This is a genomic window from Kitasatospora sp. NPDC101183, assembly GCF_044767945.1.
Classification (GTDB): Bacteria; Actinomycetota; Actinomycetes; order Streptomycetales; family Streptomycetaceae; genus Kitasatospora.
On record NZ_JBIWOW010000018.1, the window covers coordinates 157997 to 171294 of the forward strand.

13 protein-coding genes are annotated in these 13298 nt (G+C 74.7%); 4 read left to right on the forward strand and 9 right to left on the reverse strand.

Annotation, left to right across the window (positions count from 1 at the left end; translation table 11 throughout):
• Positions 1-22: 22 nt before the first annotated feature.
• Positions 23-1219, reverse strand: coding sequence for a PucR family transcriptional regulator (locus ACIRRS_RS25550; protein WP_402975087.1), 1197 nt, complete (start codon positions 1217-1219; stop codon positions 23-25).
• Positions 1220-1414: 195 nt separating this feature from the next.
• Between ACIRRS_RS25550 and ACIRRS_RS25555 the strand changes: the two genes are divergently transcribed.
• Entirely contained in the window at positions 1415-2191 is a 777-nt protein-coding gene (locus ACIRRS_RS25555) for a pirin family protein (RefSeq protein WP_402975036.1), read from the forward strand.
• A gap of 15 nt (positions 2192-2206) precedes the next feature.
• On the opposite strand, the gene ACIRRS_RS25560 is transcribed toward ACIRRS_RS25555, so the two are convergent.
• Positions 2207-3049, reverse strand: coding sequence for a serine hydrolase domain-containing protein (locus tag ACIRRS_RS25560; RefSeq protein ID WP_402975039.1), 843 nt, complete (start codon positions 3047-3049; stop codon positions 2207-2209).
• 121 nt (positions 3050-3170) lie between these two features.
• On the opposite strand from ACIRRS_RS25560, the gene ACIRRS_RS25565 reads away from it, so the two are divergent.
• Positions 3171-3665 (forward strand): MerR family transcriptional regulator, encoded by a 495-nt coding sequence (locus ACIRRS_RS25565; protein WP_402975042.1) that lies wholly within the window; start codon positions 3171-3173, stop codon positions 3663-3665.
• Positions 3662-4675: an aldo/keto reductase gene (locus ACIRRS_RS25570; protein WP_402975045.1), complete on the forward strand. Its 1014-nt coding sequence runs from the start codon at positions 3662-3664 to the stop codon at positions 4673-4675. The genes ACIRRS_RS25565 and ACIRRS_RS25570 overlap by 4 nt, the downstream gene beginning before the upstream one ends.
• Positions 4676-4720: 45 nt before the next feature.
• Here ACIRRS_RS25570 and ACIRRS_RS25575 read toward each other — a convergent pair whose 3' ends face one another.
• Positions 4721-5299, reverse strand: a complete 579-nt coding sequence (locus ACIRRS_RS25575; RefSeq protein WP_402975048.1) for a TIGR03086 family metal-binding protein — start codon at positions 5297-5299, stop codon at positions 4721-4723.
• A 134-nt stretch (positions 5300-5433) separates the two neighbouring features.
• Here ACIRRS_RS25575 and ACIRRS_RS25580 point away from each other — a divergent pair, with 134 nt between their 5' ends.
• Positions 5434-6414 (forward strand): helix-turn-helix transcriptional regulator, encoded by a 981-nt coding sequence (locus tag ACIRRS_RS25580; protein ID WP_402975051.1) that lies wholly within the window; start codon positions 5434-5436, stop codon positions 6412-6414.
• On the opposite strand, the gene ACIRRS_RS25585 is transcribed toward ACIRRS_RS25580, so the two are convergent.
• The 6 genes from ACIRRS_RS25585 to ACIRRS_RS25610 form a co-directional block, all read right to left on the reverse strand.
• A complete protein-coding gene (locus ACIRRS_RS25585) occupies positions 6411-7622 on the reverse strand; it encodes an alpha/beta hydrolase (protein ID WP_402975054.1) in 1212 nt (403 codons plus the stop codon). The two genes, ACIRRS_RS25580 and ACIRRS_RS25585, sit on opposite strands and share 4 nt — an antisense overlap.
• A gap of 322 nt (positions 7623-7944) precedes the next feature.
• Positions 7945-9168, reverse strand: coding sequence for an acyltransferase (locus ACIRRS_RS25590; RefSeq protein WP_402975057.1), 1224 nt, complete (start codon positions 9166-9168; stop codon positions 7945-7947).
• Positions 9169-9183: 15 nt separating this feature from the next.
• Positions 9184-10305 carry an alpha/beta hydrolase gene (locus tag ACIRRS_RS25595; protein ID WP_402975060.1) on the reverse strand — a complete coding sequence of 374 codons (1122 nt, stop codon included), beginning with the start codon at positions 10303-10305 and terminating at the stop codon, positions 9184-9186.
• Between the two features lie 131 nt (positions 10306-10436).
• Positions 10437-11126 (reverse strand): response regulator, encoded by a 690-nt coding sequence (locus tag ACIRRS_RS25600; protein ID WP_402975063.1) that lies wholly within the window; start codon positions 11124-11126, stop codon positions 10437-10439.
• On the reverse strand, positions 11123-12427 hold the full coding sequence (locus ACIRRS_RS25605) for a sensor histidine kinase (RefSeq protein ID WP_402975066.1): 1305 nt from the start codon (positions 12425-12427) through the stop codon (positions 11123-11125). The genes ACIRRS_RS25600 and ACIRRS_RS25605 overlap by 4 nt, the downstream gene beginning before the upstream one ends.
• 92 nt (positions 12428-12519) lie before the next feature.
• A complete protein-coding gene (locus ACIRRS_RS25610; protein WP_402975069.1) occupies positions 12520-13101 on the reverse strand; it encodes a TetR/AcrR family transcriptional regulator in 582 nt (193 codons plus the stop codon).
• Between the last annotated feature and the right edge of the window lie 197 nt (positions 13102-13298).

Sequence of the window (13298 nt, forward strand, 5' to 3'; positions counted from 1 at the left end):
TGTATGGTCCCTACACTCGGGTTCAGCTCGGCTCCCCCGCTGCGGCGAGCCTGCCGAGGGCGAGGGCGATCCGGAGAGTGAAGGCCGAACGTACGTCGGAGGGGGCGTACCCCGTGACGTCGGTCACACGTCGTAGCCGGTAGCGCACCGTGTTGGGGTGCACGAAGAGCATCCGGGCCGCTCCCTCCAAGGAGGAGGCCTGCTCCAGATAGACACTCAGCGTCTCCAGGAGTGCCGAGCCGGCTTCGTCGAGCGGTGTGTAGATCTCCTCCACCAACTGGCGCCGGGCGGCCTGATCCCCGGCCAGGGCGCGCTCGGGCAGCAGGTCGTCCGCCAGCACCGGGCGGGGGGCGTCCGGCCAGGCCGCGCAGGCCCGCAGGCCGGCGGCGGCGGCGTGGGCGGAGCGGGTCGCCGACAGCAGGTCCGGCACGGTCGGGCCGATGACCACCGGGCCCGGCGCGAACTGGCCGATCAGCGCCCTGGCCGCGTGCACCGGTTCCTTCTCGCCGCCCACCACGACCACCAGGCGCTTGCCCAGCACCCCGGTCAGCACGTGCAGCTTGGCGTAGCGGGCGGCCCGGCGGATCGCCTCCACCACCAGCTCGCTGTCGCCGTCCGGCGCGCTGCCCATCACCACCCGGACCTGGCTGGGCTGGCCCCAGCCGAGCGCCGCCGCCCGGGACAGCACGCCCTCGTCGGCGTCGCCGGACAGCAGGGAGTTGACCACCAGGGCCTCCAGGCGGGCGTCCCAGGCGCCGCGCGCCTCGGCCGCCTGGGCGTACACCTGGGCGGTGGCGAAGGCGATCTCCCGGGCGTACACGAGCACCGACTCGCGCATGTCCGCCTCGTCGCCGGGGGCGGCCACCTCCTCGATGGCCTCCTCCATCACCTCGATCGTGGTGCGGATCAGCTCCACGGTCTGGCGCAGGGTGATCGCCCTGGTCAGCTCGCGGGGGGCGGTGCCGAAGACGTCGGTGGAGATCGCCTGGGCCGTGTCGGGGTGGCGGTACCACTCGGTGAAGGCGGCGATGCCGGCCTGGGCGACCAGGCCGATCCAGGAGCGGTGCTCCGGCGGCATCCGCCGGTACCAGCCGAGCTGGTCGTCCATGCGGGCGATCGCGGCGCTGGCCAGCTTGCCCGAGGACTTCTCCAGGCGCTTCAGGGTGGCCGCCCGCCGCTCGGCCCGCTCGGCGGCGTTTCTGCGCTCCTGGGCCGTCAGACGGGGGGCCGCGCGCCCGGGGCGGTCGCGGGCGGGCCTGACGGCCGGGCTCTTCCCGGTCGGTTCGGCTGCGGGACCGGGATCGTTCTGGGAGTTCGCGGAAGCGGCTGGCACAAGGACAAGACTGCCTCACGCGAGTGACTGCTTGTGCACACCCCCCGGCCCCGGCGGCCGCAGCCACTACGGTGGGGAGGCGTGACAGCCGCCCCGGAACGCCCCCGCGCCGACCTCCGCCGCACCGCCGAGCGCTACCGCTCCACCCCGGCCGAGGGCGTCGAGACCCGACACGCCTTCTCCTTCTCGGGGCACTACGACCCGAAGAACACCCACTTCGGAGCCCTGCTCGCCTGCAACGAGGAACTCCTCGCCCCCGGTGCGGGGTTCGAGGAGCACAAGCACCGGGACACCGAGATCCTCACCTGGGTGCTGGAGGGCGCGCTCGCCCACCGGGACTCGTACGGGCACGGCGGCGTGGTGCGCCCCGGGATGGTGCAGCACCTCAGCGCGGGCTCCGGGGTCACCCACACCGAACGCAACGTCGGCGGCGCCGAGGGGCCGGTGCGCTTCGTCCAGATATGGCTCCAGCCGGACGAGTTCGACGCGGCCCCGGCGTACGGGCTGCGCAGGGTGGAACCGGCGGACGGCGGGTTGACGCTGCTCGCCTCCGGGATGGAGCGCGACGCAGGGACGGACGCCCTGCGGCTGCGGCGCGGCGACGCGGCGCTCTGGCTGGTCACGGCCGGGCCGTGGCAGCCGCTGGCCGAACTGCCCGCCGCGCCCTGGCGCTACGCGCACCTGACGGCGGGCTCGCTGGGCTACCGGACCGTCCCCGGGCCCAAGGGCGGCGGGCGCTCGATGGAGCCCGGGGACAGCGTGCGGATCACCGGCGACGCGTTCGCCGACCCGTCGGCGGGGGAGACGGGCGCGCAGCTCCTGCTCTGGGAGATGCACTCGCCCGTCTCGTACGGGTAGGCCCCGTTCCGGGCCTTACCGGACGGACAGCAGGACGTCGCGGATGACGGCGTCGGACAGCGGCGGCCAGGCCTCGGCCGCCCAGGGGCCGAAGTCCCGGTCGGTGAGGGCGATGCAGGCCGCGTCGTGGTGCGGGTCGACCCACAGGAAGGTGCCGGACTGGCCGAAGTGGCCGAAGGTGGCGGGGGAGTTGGAGGTTCCCGTCCAGTGGGGGGACTTGCCGTCGCGGATCTCGAAGCCCAGGCCCCAGTCGTTGGGGCGGCGGTGGCCGTAGCCGGGCAGGACGCCGCTGGTGCCGGGGAAGGCGACCTCGCGGGTGGCGCGCAGCACCGTCGAGGGGTCCAGCAGCTTCGGGGCCTGCAACTCGGCGGCGAACAGGGCCAGATCGGCGACGGTGGACAGGGCGCCGGCCCCGGCGGGGGACTTGTGGGCGGTGTTGACCAGGGTGTCCGCCATGCCCAGCGGCTCGAACACGGCCTCGGCGACGTAGCGGTGGAAGGGGATCCCGGCCGCCTCGGCGAGCGTCGCGGCCAGGGTGTCGAAGCCCGCGTTGGAGTAGAGCCGGCGGTTGCCGGGCTCGGCGAAGACGCGGTCCTCGTCGAAGCCCAGGCCGGAGGTGTGCGCCAGCAGGTGGCGGACGGTCGATCCGGGCGGGCCGGCCGGGTCGTCCAGCTCGAACACGCCCTCCTCGACGGCGACCAGCGCCGCGTACGAGGTGAGCAGCTTGGTCACCGACGCCAGCGGGAACAGGTGCCGCTGCGGCCCGTGCGCGCCCAGCACCGCGCCGTCCGAGCCTCGCACCACGGCGGCCGCCGCGTGCGGCACCGGCCAGTTCTCGATCATCCGCAAGCTCTCCATGCCCCGACTCTAGCCGGGTGTTTTCGGCACCCCGGTGGCACGCTTGCTTAGAGTGCACTCCAACTCGGTAGCGTCGTCATCGCCGCACCACACAGGTCGTACGGCACAACGGGGAGCGAACATGGCCACACCGACGTCCGCCCGGACCGCCCGGCGCAGCTGCGCCGAGGTGTTCGAGCACCCGGTCGGGGAGGCCGACCGGACCTCTCGGCACACCATCGGTGAGGTCTCCGCCGCCAGCGGACTGACCGCCCACACCCTGCGGTGGTACGAGCGGATCGGGCTGCTGGACCACATCGACCGCGCCGCGGGCGGCCAGCGCCGCTACTGCGACGCCGACGTGCACCGACTGGCCTTCCTGGGGAAGCTCCGGCTGACCGGGATGTCCGTCGCCGACATGCTCCGGTACGTCGAGATGGCCCGCCTCGGTGAGCAGACCTACGAGGAGCGGCGGCAGCTGCTGGTCGACCAGCGCGAGGAGGTCCGGCAGCGGATCGTCGACCTCCAGGCGACCCTCGCCGTCCTCGACCACAAGATCGATCTCTATTCCGGGCTGAAGGGCGCCGCCGACGGCGCCCGCCCGCCGCACCGAGCAGAGGAAGTACACGGCGCATGACCGACACCACCCTCCCCACCGTCCAGCTCGGCACCGACGGCCCGCTCGTGGGCGTCCAGGGGCTCGGTTGCATGGGCATGAGCGAGTTCTACGGCCCGACCGACACCGACGAGGCGCTCGCGACCCTGGGCGCCGCGCTGGAGGCCGGGGTCACCCTGTTCGACACCGCCGACATGTACGGCTTCGGCCGCAACGAGGAGTTCATCGGCCCGTTCGTGCGGGCCCACCGCGACCAGGTGGTGCTCGCCACCAAGTTCGCGATCGAGCGCCGCGAGGACGACCCGACCCACCGGGCCGTGCGCAACGACGCCGCGTACATCCGCTCCGCCGTCGAGGGCTCGCTGCGCCGGCTCGGCGTGGACCACATCGACCTCTACTACATGCACCGCCGCAACCCGGAGGTGCCGCTGGCCGAGTCCATCGGCGCCATGGCCGAGCTGGTCCAGGCCGGCAAGGTGCGCCACCTGGGCCTGTCCGAGGTGACCGCCGCCGAGCTGCGCGAGGCGCACGCCGTCCACCCGATCGCCGCCGTGCAGAGCGAGTGGTCGGTCTTCACCCGGGACGTGGAGGCCTCGGTGGCTCCGGTCGCCGCCGAGCTGGGCGTCGGCTTCGTGCCGTACTCCCCGCTCGGGCGCGGCTTCCTGACCGGCTCCTTCCAGGCCGCCGAGCAGCTCGGCGCGGACGACTTCCGGCGCATGCAGCCGCGGTTCACCGGGGACAACGCGGCGGCCAACGGCGAACTGCTGGCCCCGCTGCGGGAGATCGCCGAGGCGCGTGGCGTCACGCTCGCCCAGGTCGCGCTGGCCTGGGTGCAGCAGCGGGCCGAGGTGTACGGGCTGACCGTGGTGCCGATCCCCGGCACCCGCAAGCGCAGCCGGCTCGCCGAGAACGCCGCGGCGGCCACGCTCAAGCTGACCGCCGCGGAGCTGGCGCTGGTGGAGCCGATCGCGGGCAAGGTGGACGGCGCCCGGTACGCGGACATGAGCTCCACCCACGTCGGTCGGGAGTAGCGCGGTAGCGGGCGTACGGGCTTCGCGCCCGTACGCCCGTCGCCGTCAGGCCTTGCGGCCCAGGAAGGCGGCCAGTCGGGTGTGCACGTCGGCGTCCTCGGGGACCGGTTGGGCCTCGCCGAAGGGGACCTGACCGCCGCGCTGCTCGGCCGGCAGGACGGCCCGGGCGATGCCCAGGGCCGCGCCGGACAGGCCCTCGTCCAGGGCGAAACCGTTGTCGAGGCTCTGCGCGATGTCCCAGGAGTGCGCCACCGTCTCCATCAGGTAGCCGCCGAGCACGGCCCCGCCGGGCACCTCGCCCCAGGGCGCGAAGGTCGGGCGGCCGAGCTTGGCGTCCTCCGCCCAGGCGGCGGTCACCCGGGCGCGGGCGCGGTCCAGCGCGGCCGGCCAGCCCTCGTCGGAGGGGTCCTCGACGGCCGGGACGTGGTCCTGGGCGTAGCCGCCCTCGCCCATGTACGCGAGGCGGTGGGTGGCGCCGACCAGGTGGTTGAGCAGCTGACGCAGCGTGAAGTCCTCGCAGGGCGTGGCCCGGTCGAGGTCGGCCGGGGTGACGGTCGCGACCAGCGCCTCCAGCTGGTCGAAGGCGGCCTGGTACTGCGGGCGGGAGTCCTGGACGGTGGTCATTCTCGGTCAGCTCCGTGCTGTGGAAGGGGAGTTCGGGTCGCGGAGGTCCGCGGAGGGTTCGCACTGCGTTCGCGGTGAGCAATCTCCCAGTAAAACCTGACAGGTGTCGTCAGGCTTTCTGCGAATCTTTCGCCATGAAGGCCGACCGCCTGCTCTCGATCCTCCTGCTGCTCCAGACCAGGGGCAGGGTGCCCGCCACCGAACTGGCCGAACGGCTGGAGGTGTCGGTGCGCACCATCTACCGGGACGTGGACTCCCTCTCCGCCGCCGGGGTGCCGGTGTTCAGCGAACGCGGCCGCCACGGCGGCATCCGGCTGCTGCCCGGCTACCGCACGGACGTCACCGGGATGACGGCCGACGAGGCCCGCGCCCTGTTCGTCCTCTCCGCGCAGAGCGCGCACAGCGACCTCGGGCTGGACCGGGCGCTCGGCTCGGCGTTGCGCAAGGTGATGGCGGCGCTGCCCGCCCCGCACCGTACGGACGCGGAGCGGGTCAGCGAGCGCATCCTGGTCGACCCGGCCCGGTGGTACCGCGCCGTGCCGGTGGGGGAGCGCACCGGGCCGGACCTGGGCGAGCTGCAGTACGCGGTGTTCGCCGACCGGCGGCTGTGGCTGCGCTACCGGCACAGCGGGACCCCGGAGCCCGTGGAGTACACCGTCGATCCGTACGGGCTGGTGAGCAAGGCGACGGTCTGGTACCTGGTCGCCGATCTGCACGGCGAGCCCCGGCTGTTCCGGACGGACCGGATGCTGGCGGCCGAGCCCGCCGACGAGGTGGTGCGCCGCCGCCCGGGGATCGGGCTGGGGGACGTGTGGGCGGTGCTGCGGGAGCAGGTGGAGCGGCTGCCCAAGGAGGTGCCGGTGCGGCTGAGGGTCCGGCGGGGGCGGCTGGACATGTTCCTGCGCATCCACGGCGGGAGGCTCACCGCGCCGCCGCCCGCGCCGGGCGGCGGGCCGGCCGAGGAGTGGGTGGAGCTGCCGACGGCCTTCCCGTCGACGGCGGCCGTGCGGATGCTGCTGTCCATGGGCGCGGACGTCGAGGTGCTGAGCCCCCTGTCCGCCCGCCGCGAGCTGGCGCGGGCGGCGGCGGACGCGCTCAGCCTCTACAGGCCCTAGCTGCTCGCCGGGCGGATGACGTCGGTGTAGTCGCCGAGGGAGATCGACGCGAAGTTGTGCAGACTCTCCGTGCCCTCGGCGAAGTAGCCGTTGTGGCCGGCGGCGTGGGCGGAGGAGACCTGCTCGGCGCCGAAGCCCGCCGAGGTCGGGTCCGCGCCGTGGCCGAGGCCGCCGACCTCCAGGAACGGGACGTTGCCGATCCAGTCGCTGGAGTTGCGGGTGGCCCAGACGTGGACGCCGGTGCCGAGTTCGGAGGTGCTCTGCACGCCCATGCCGGGGCTGCCGAAGACCATCAGGTCGGTGATGCCGGAGGTGTCGGAGGGCGAGGCGGCGGCGCGGGGGATCTTGGGGGCGGCGTTGCCGCAGACCACCGAGCCGTAGGAGTGGCACAGCAGCGACGGGGGCGCGTCCGGCCGGGTGGTCTCCTTGAGGCCCGAGAGCAGGCGCTGGAGCCGGGGCGCGCCGACGTCGGCGAGCCGGGAGGTGGCGGCGTCGGGGCCGAGGCCCGAGGGGGTGACGTAGCCCGTCCAGGCGATCACGGCGACGCGGGTGCCCGGGGCCTGGCGGCGCTCCTCGGCGTAGAGGGCGCGGGCCATGCCGGCGGGGGAGCGCAGCGGGTCGGCGGCCTGGTCGAAGTGGCCGAGGTCGGCGTCGGAGCCGGGGACGAGCACGGAGATCCGCTCGGCGTCGGAGAGGTCGCCCCACACCTCGGTGACCAGGCCGCGGCCGCGCGGGTCGAAGGCGAGGACCTGGCGGTCGGGGGCGAGCAGGTGCTCGACGTCGTTGGCGCGGGAGACGGCCAGGGCGCGGGTGTCGGCGTCCAGCTTGTGGTCGTTGGCGCGGGCGCGGGCGTGGTCCCGCTCGGCGGCCAGGGCGATCTTGTTGGCCTGGTAGCGCAGGCCCAGCGGGGCGCCGTCGAAGTTGCCGACGACCAGCGGGTAGTCCTTGACGAGCCGGTCCAGCTCGGTGGGCGCGAGCGAGGCGAAGAACGCCGCGGCGGCGGCCGGGGTGGTGGTCGCGGGGTCGGGCAGGTCGCGGCCGAAGCTGTGGTCCTCGACCCAGGCGGAGCTGCCGGCCGGAGGAGTGCTGATCGCCAGCTGCTCGGTGGAGGCCGCGGCCTGGGCGGCGGCGGCGCCGGCGTCGGCGAGGACGGCGGCCCCGGCGAAGGCCCCGACCAGTACCCGCTTCCAGCGTCGACGGTTGCGCACCGCACCAACTCCCTTGGGGCCCGTCACCGTTTCGCGGGCGGTGCCCGGAGGGTGCGTGTTTCGGACGTGCAGACTTCCTGGGCAAGAGTAGAGGTCACAGGAGAGTGACGGACCGGCTCAAACTGTGGGATGGCTCACATGAACCAGGGGTGTCTTTCCGACGTCGTCGTACGACTGCCGAGGTGACGGCGGCGAACGCGGAGATCGCGCCTCCGGGCGGTCGGACGGGCGGTGTGACGTTTCCGACGTGCGGATCGGCACACCGCCGGGGGCGCGGACCGTACGGCCCGCGCCCCCGGAGTGCCCCGAGATCCGGCGCCGGTCAGACCACCCCGAGCGCGTACGCGGCGAACAGCGCCGCCGCCGCGCCGGCCAGGGCCTTGCCGGCCCGGGAGAAGGCCGTCCACGGGCCGTCGAAGCGCCGGGTGAACCAGCCGATCCCCACCAGCGCGGCGGCGAACAGCGGCAGCAGCGCCAGCCGTCCGGCCACCCAGCCCAGCGAGTCCGGCAGGGTGGTCAGCCCCGGGACGGCGCCCAGGCCCGCCGCGCCGGGCACCGCCACGGCCAGCATCGCGCTCTGGTGCCAGCAGAAGATCGTCATCGCCGACAGGTTGACCACCACCACCGGCAGCCACAGCAGCGGGCGGGCCGTCAGCAGCCGGCCCAGGCGCTCGCGCAGCAGCACCGCCGCGCCGCACTGCACCGAGGCCAGGGCGAGCACCAGCAGGGACGGCGGGTGCGAGTTGGTCCGCGCCGCGCCGGGCACGCCGACCATGCTCGCCGGGTAGTGGAACACCGTCAGCAGCACCGCGAACAGCACGCCGCCGCCGAGCAGCAGCGCCCGGGCGCCCCGGCGGCCGAGCCGGCCCTGCGCCCAGAGCACGCCCAGCTGGTAGCCGAACAGCCAGCCCGGCAGCAGGTTCAGCAGCCCCGTCCAGGAGGGCACCGCATCGGCCCAGGGCCCGTACCGCAGCAGGTCGACGGCGGCGACGGAGGCCATCAGCAGGGCCGCCGACCAGCCGCCCAGGCGCCGCCCGAAGGCCACGCAGAGCGGGGTGACGGCGGTGAGCACCAGGTACACCCCGATGTACCAGAGCGGCTGCACCACCAGCGTCGCCCCGGTGTGCAGGGTGTCGCCCGGCACGCCGAGCGCGGGCAGCAGCGGGACGAGGGCCGCCCAGACGGCGGCCACCCCGAGCACCGGGCGCAGCAGCCGGACGGTGCGGGAGCGCAGCCAGCCGCCGTACGAGACCCCCTTCTCCCGGGCGCGCTCCAGGGAGCGGACCGAGGAGTGGCCGCCGACCAGGAAGAACACCCCGAGCAGCTGGAGGCCCCAGCTGAGCGGGGCGAAGAAGCCGAGGGAGGAGAGCGGGCTGGCGTTGTGCAGGGCGCCGTCGGGGGAGAGGACGAGGCCGCCGAGCATCCAGTGGCCGATCGGGACGGCGAGCAGGGCGAGGGCGCGCAGCCCGTCGAGGGCGCGGTCGCGGGTGGCGGGGGTGCGGGCGTCGACCGTCAGGGCGGCGCGGCGCAGGGCGGTGAGCGGCATGGCTGGTGCTCCTGTTCAGTTGCTCGCGAGGCCGGCGTACGCGGCGAGGGAGGCGGTGCCGGGGGCGAAGTAGCCGGTGTGGCCGTGGGAGCCGGTGGAGGGCAGGGGGCGGGCGCCGAAGTCGGGGTCGGTCGGGTCGGCGCCGTGGCCGAGGCCGAGCAGCCGCACGTGCGGGACGTTGCCGATCCAGTCGGAGCCGTTGCGGGCGGTGGCGAACACCGGGACGCCCGGGGCGAGTTCGGCCGCCGAGTCGACGCCCATGCCGGGCGAGCCGAGCACCACCAGGCGGGAGGCCTCGGACGGGCCGGGGCGGGCGAGGCCGCAGACCACCGAGCCGTAGCTGTGGCAGAACACGGTGGGCGGGGCCTGCGGGCGGGTGCTCGCGGCGAGGCCGTCGAGCAGCCTGGTCAGGCGGACGGCTCCGGCCTCGGCGAGGCGCTCGGTGGCGGCGTCCGGGCCGAGGCCGACGGGGGTGGTGTAGCCCGTCCAGGCGATCACCGCGGTGCTGCCGCCGGTGGCCTCGTACAGGGCGCGGCCCATGCCGGCGGGGGTGCCGTACGGGTCGTTCGCGCGGTCGAAGCTCAGCAGGTCGATGTCCGAGCCGGGGACGATCACGGCGGTGTGCCCGGCCCGGGCGAGGTCGCCGTACACCTCGGCGACCTGGCCGCGGCCGCGCGGGTCGAAGGCGAGGATCCGGCGGTGCCCGTCCAGCAGGGTGCGGTAGCGCTCGGCGCGGGTGCGGGCGGCCTCGTGGTCCTGCGGGGTGAGGGCCGGGTCGGCGGCCCGGGCGAGCTCCTCGGTGCGGGCGGCGGCGAGGGCCAGGGCGTTGGCCCGGTACCGGAGTTCGACCGGGGCGCCGTCCAGGTTGCCGGCCGTCAGGGGGTGGCGGGCGATCAGGTCGTCCTGCTGTGCCGGGCTCAACCCGGCGAAGAACGCGGCGACCTGGGCCGGGGTGGCGGTGGCCGGGTCGGGCGGGCGCAGGCCCAGGGAGGTGTCGGCCGTCCAGGCGGCGCCGCCCGGGGGCGGGCCGGTGACGGCGGTCTGGGTTTCGGCGGCGGCCCATCCGCCGGCGCCGAGCATCGCGGCCACCGCCAGTGCCGCGGCGGCGACCGTCCTGCGGACCCGGTACGTCCCCATGTCCCTGTTCTCCCTCGTCCGTTCGGTTGGCGACGAGGAGGAAGGTAGGAACGCGACGGCCCCGCGGACGTCACACCGCGGGGCCAACCCGGGGGTGATACCCGGGTACTCGGGGTTGCCTGGGGGTGGCTCTACTGGCCGGGTGTCACCAGGCCGGACTCGTAGGCCAGGACGACGGCCTGGGCCCGGTCGCGCAGGTCGAGCTTGGTGAGGATGCGCCCGATGTGGGTCTTGACGGTCTGTTCGGCGATGACCAGCTGCGCCGCTATCTCCTGGTTGGACAGGCCCCGGCCGATCAGCTCCAGCACCTCCGTCTCGCGCGGGGTCAGGCCGTTGAGCCGCAGCTTCGGGTCGCGGCGCTTGACCGGGCGGGTGCGGGCGAACTCCTCGATCAGCCGGCGGGTGACGCTGGGCGCGAGCAGCGCCTCCCCGGCCGCGACGACGCGGACGGCGGCGATCAGGTCGGCGGGCGGGGCGTCCTTGAGCAGGAAGCCGCTGGCCCCGGCGCGCAACGCCTCGTAGACGTAGTCGTCCACGTCGAAGGTGGTCAGCATCAGTACCTTGGGCCGGTGGGCGCCCGCGTCCTTCAGTGGTCCGGTGGCGGGGTCGAGGAGGCGCCGGGCGGCCTCCAGGCCGTCCATGACGGGCATGCGGACGTCCATCAGCACCACGTCCGGGTGGGTGCGGCCGCTGACCTCCAGGGCCTCGGCGCCGTCGGCCGCGTCCCCCACCACGTCGATGTCGCTCTGGGCGTTGAGCAGAGCGGCGAACCCGGCCCGCACCATGGCCTGGTCGTCGACGATGATCACGCGGATGGTCATGCGGCTGTCTCCTGGGGCGCTTCGATCGGCAGGACGGCGGCCACCTTGAAGCCGCCGTCCGGCAGCGGGCCGGTGTCCAGACTGCCACCCGCCAGCCGTACGCGTTCGCGCATTCCGACCAGCCCGTGCCCCGTCCCCTCGGCGGAGGCCTCCAGGGACTCGGTGCGCCGCGGCGGGGGCGCGTTGACGACCGTCAGCCGCAACTGCGGCCCGTCGGAGGTCAGCGACGCCCAGGCGCGCGCCCCGGGCGCGTGGCGCACCACGTTGGCCAGGGCCTCCTGCACGATCCGGTACGCGGACAGGGCGGTGGCCTGCGGCACCCGCTCCACCAGCCCGTCCTCGACGGTGAGCTCGACGGGCACCCCGGCCCGGGCCACCGTCTCGACCAGCTGGCCGAGCTGGGGCAGGCCGGGCTGCGGGGCCCTGCCACCGGAGGACTCCTCGCTGCGCAGCACGCCGAGCAGCCGGCGCATCTCGGACAGCGAGGAGCGGGCGGCGTCCGCGATCGAGGTGAACTCCTCGGCGGCGTCGGCCGGAACGCCCTCGATCCGGTACGGGGCGCTGGCGGCCTGGACGGCGATCACCGACATGTGGTGGGCGACCACGTCGTGCAACTCCCGGGCGATCCGGGCGCGTTCCTCCAGCAGGGTGCGCCGCTCGCGCTCGACCTCGCTGATCTGCTCCTGCTCGCTGAGCAGCCTGCGGGCCTCGGCGCGGTCGCGCACGGCCCAGCCGAGCAGCAGGACGGCGCCACTGAGGGCGATGAGCAGCACGGTGGTGCCGTCCCCGGAGCGGGGCAGCCCGAGGGTGGTGGTGAGGGCGGTGAGCAGCACGGTCGCGACCCAGACCGAGACCACGGTGGCCCGGCGCTCGCGCAGTCCGAGGACGAGCAGCAGCACGGTGTACTCGATGACCATCGGCGCCGTCCACGGCCAACTGCCCATCAGCTGGGGGAACCTGGCGGTGATGGAGGCGGTGACGACCAGGGTGGCCGCGCTGATCCACCAGGCGGCCAGCGGCCGGGTGATGGCGAGCAGCAGCGGGGTGGTCTGGGCGAGGGTCAGCGCGGCGGCGACGGGGACGGGCAGGTCGTAGAAGCCGGTGAGGCAGGCGATCCCGGCGGAGAGCAGCGGGATCTGCAGGAGGACCGCGATGACGTAGGGGAACCGGCGGACCCACCGCCGGCGGGAGCTGCCGAACAGCGGGGTGGGATCGCCGTTCGGGACGGTCAGGTTGTCGCGCAGGGCGCGCAACTGCCGTACGGCGAAGGCGCGGGCGTCGGTGGCGGTGGGCGTGTTCATCGCGGGCCAGCCTAGGAGGGCGGGCCCCCCGGGTCGTCGCACTGGAGCGCGAGATTCCGGGGGCTACCGGGGTACCGGGTGCTACTGGAGTACTACACGCGCCAGTGGCCGGCCAGCGCCGGGCCGAGCTGGTCGAAGTGGCGCTCGATCACCCGGACCATGCCCTCGGGCCCGGCGGGCTCCTGCTCGGCCGTCCAGGAGAGGTGGGCGCAGCGCAGCAGTCCGCCGAAGACGGCGGCCAGGACGACCGGGCGCAGGTCCCGCGACGGGTCGAGCCCCTCGCGTTCGGCGAGGACCTGGACGACCACCCGCTCCTGCTCGGTGACCCGGCGCAGGTGGGCGGCGAGCAGGGCGGGGGTGTCCTCGATGATCCGCAGGAGTTCGAGGGCGCTGCCGATGGAGTTCGGGCCGGTGGGCTCCTCGGTGCCGAGTTCGCGCCAGGCCTTGACGATCGAGGCGCGCAGGGCCTGGAGGGGGGTCTCCTCGGCGGGGCGGTGGCGCAGGCACTCGATGAAGTAGTCCTCGGCGTCGGCCATGACGGCGAGCGCGACCTCGTCCTTGTTGGCGAAGTAGCGGAAGAAGGTGCGCTGGGAGACGTCGACGGCGGAGGCGATCTCGTCGACGGTCGTGCGGGCGAAGCCCTGGCTGAGGAAGAGCATGTGGGCGGCCTGCACGAGGGCCGTCCTGGTCTGCTGCTTCTTGCGCTCACGCAGTCCGGTGGGGCGCAGCCCGGTCGGCCGCCCGGGGGCGGCCGGGGGGGGGGGGGGGGCGGGGGGGCGCGCGGCCCCCGGGGGGGCCCCACGGGGGGGGGGCGGGCCGGGGCGGGGCCCCAAACATAACGCCCGGTCAAAAGACACACCTGGGCCCAACT

What these genes read in the sequence shown, in the direction of transcription:
- ACIRRS_RS25560 (WP_402975039.1), bottom strand. Translation starts at nt 3,049, where the DNA reads ATGGAGAGCTTGCGGATGATCGAGAACTGGCCGGTGCCGCACGCGGCG.
- ACIRRS_RS25565 (WP_402975042.1), top strand. Translation starts at nt 3,171, where the DNA reads ATGGCCACACCGACGTCCGCCCGGACCGCCCGGCGCAGCTGCGCCGAG.
- ACIRRS_RS25570 (WP_402975045.1), top strand. Translation starts at nt 3,662, where the DNA reads ATGACCGACACCACCCTCCCCACCGTCCAGCTCGGCACCGACGGCCCG.
- ACIRRS_RS25575 (WP_402975048.1), bottom strand. Translation starts at nt 5,299, where the DNA reads ATGACCACCGTCCAGGACTCCCGCCCGCAGTACCAGGCCGCCTTCGAC.
- ACIRRS_RS25580 (WP_402975051.1), top strand. Translation starts at nt 5,434, where the DNA reads ATGAAGGCCGACCGCCTGCTCTCGATCCTCCTGCTGCTCCAGACCAGG.
- ACIRRS_RS25590 (WP_402975057.1), bottom strand. Translation starts at nt 9,168, where the DNA reads ATGCCGCTCACCGCCCTGCGCCGCGCCGCCCTGACGGTCGACGCCCGC.
- ACIRRS_RS25595 (WP_402975060.1), bottom strand. Translation starts at nt 10,305, where the DNA reads ATGGGGACGTACCGGGTCCGCAGGACGGTCGCCGCCGCGGCACTGGCG.
- ACIRRS_RS25600 (WP_402975063.1), bottom strand. Translation starts at nt 11,126, where the DNA reads ATGACCATCCGCGTGATCATCGTCGACGACCAGGCCATGGTGCGGGCC.
- ACIRRS_RS25605 (WP_402975066.1), bottom strand. Translation starts at nt 12,427, where the DNA reads ATGAACACGCCCACCGCCACCGACGCCCGCGCCTTCGCCGTACGGCAG.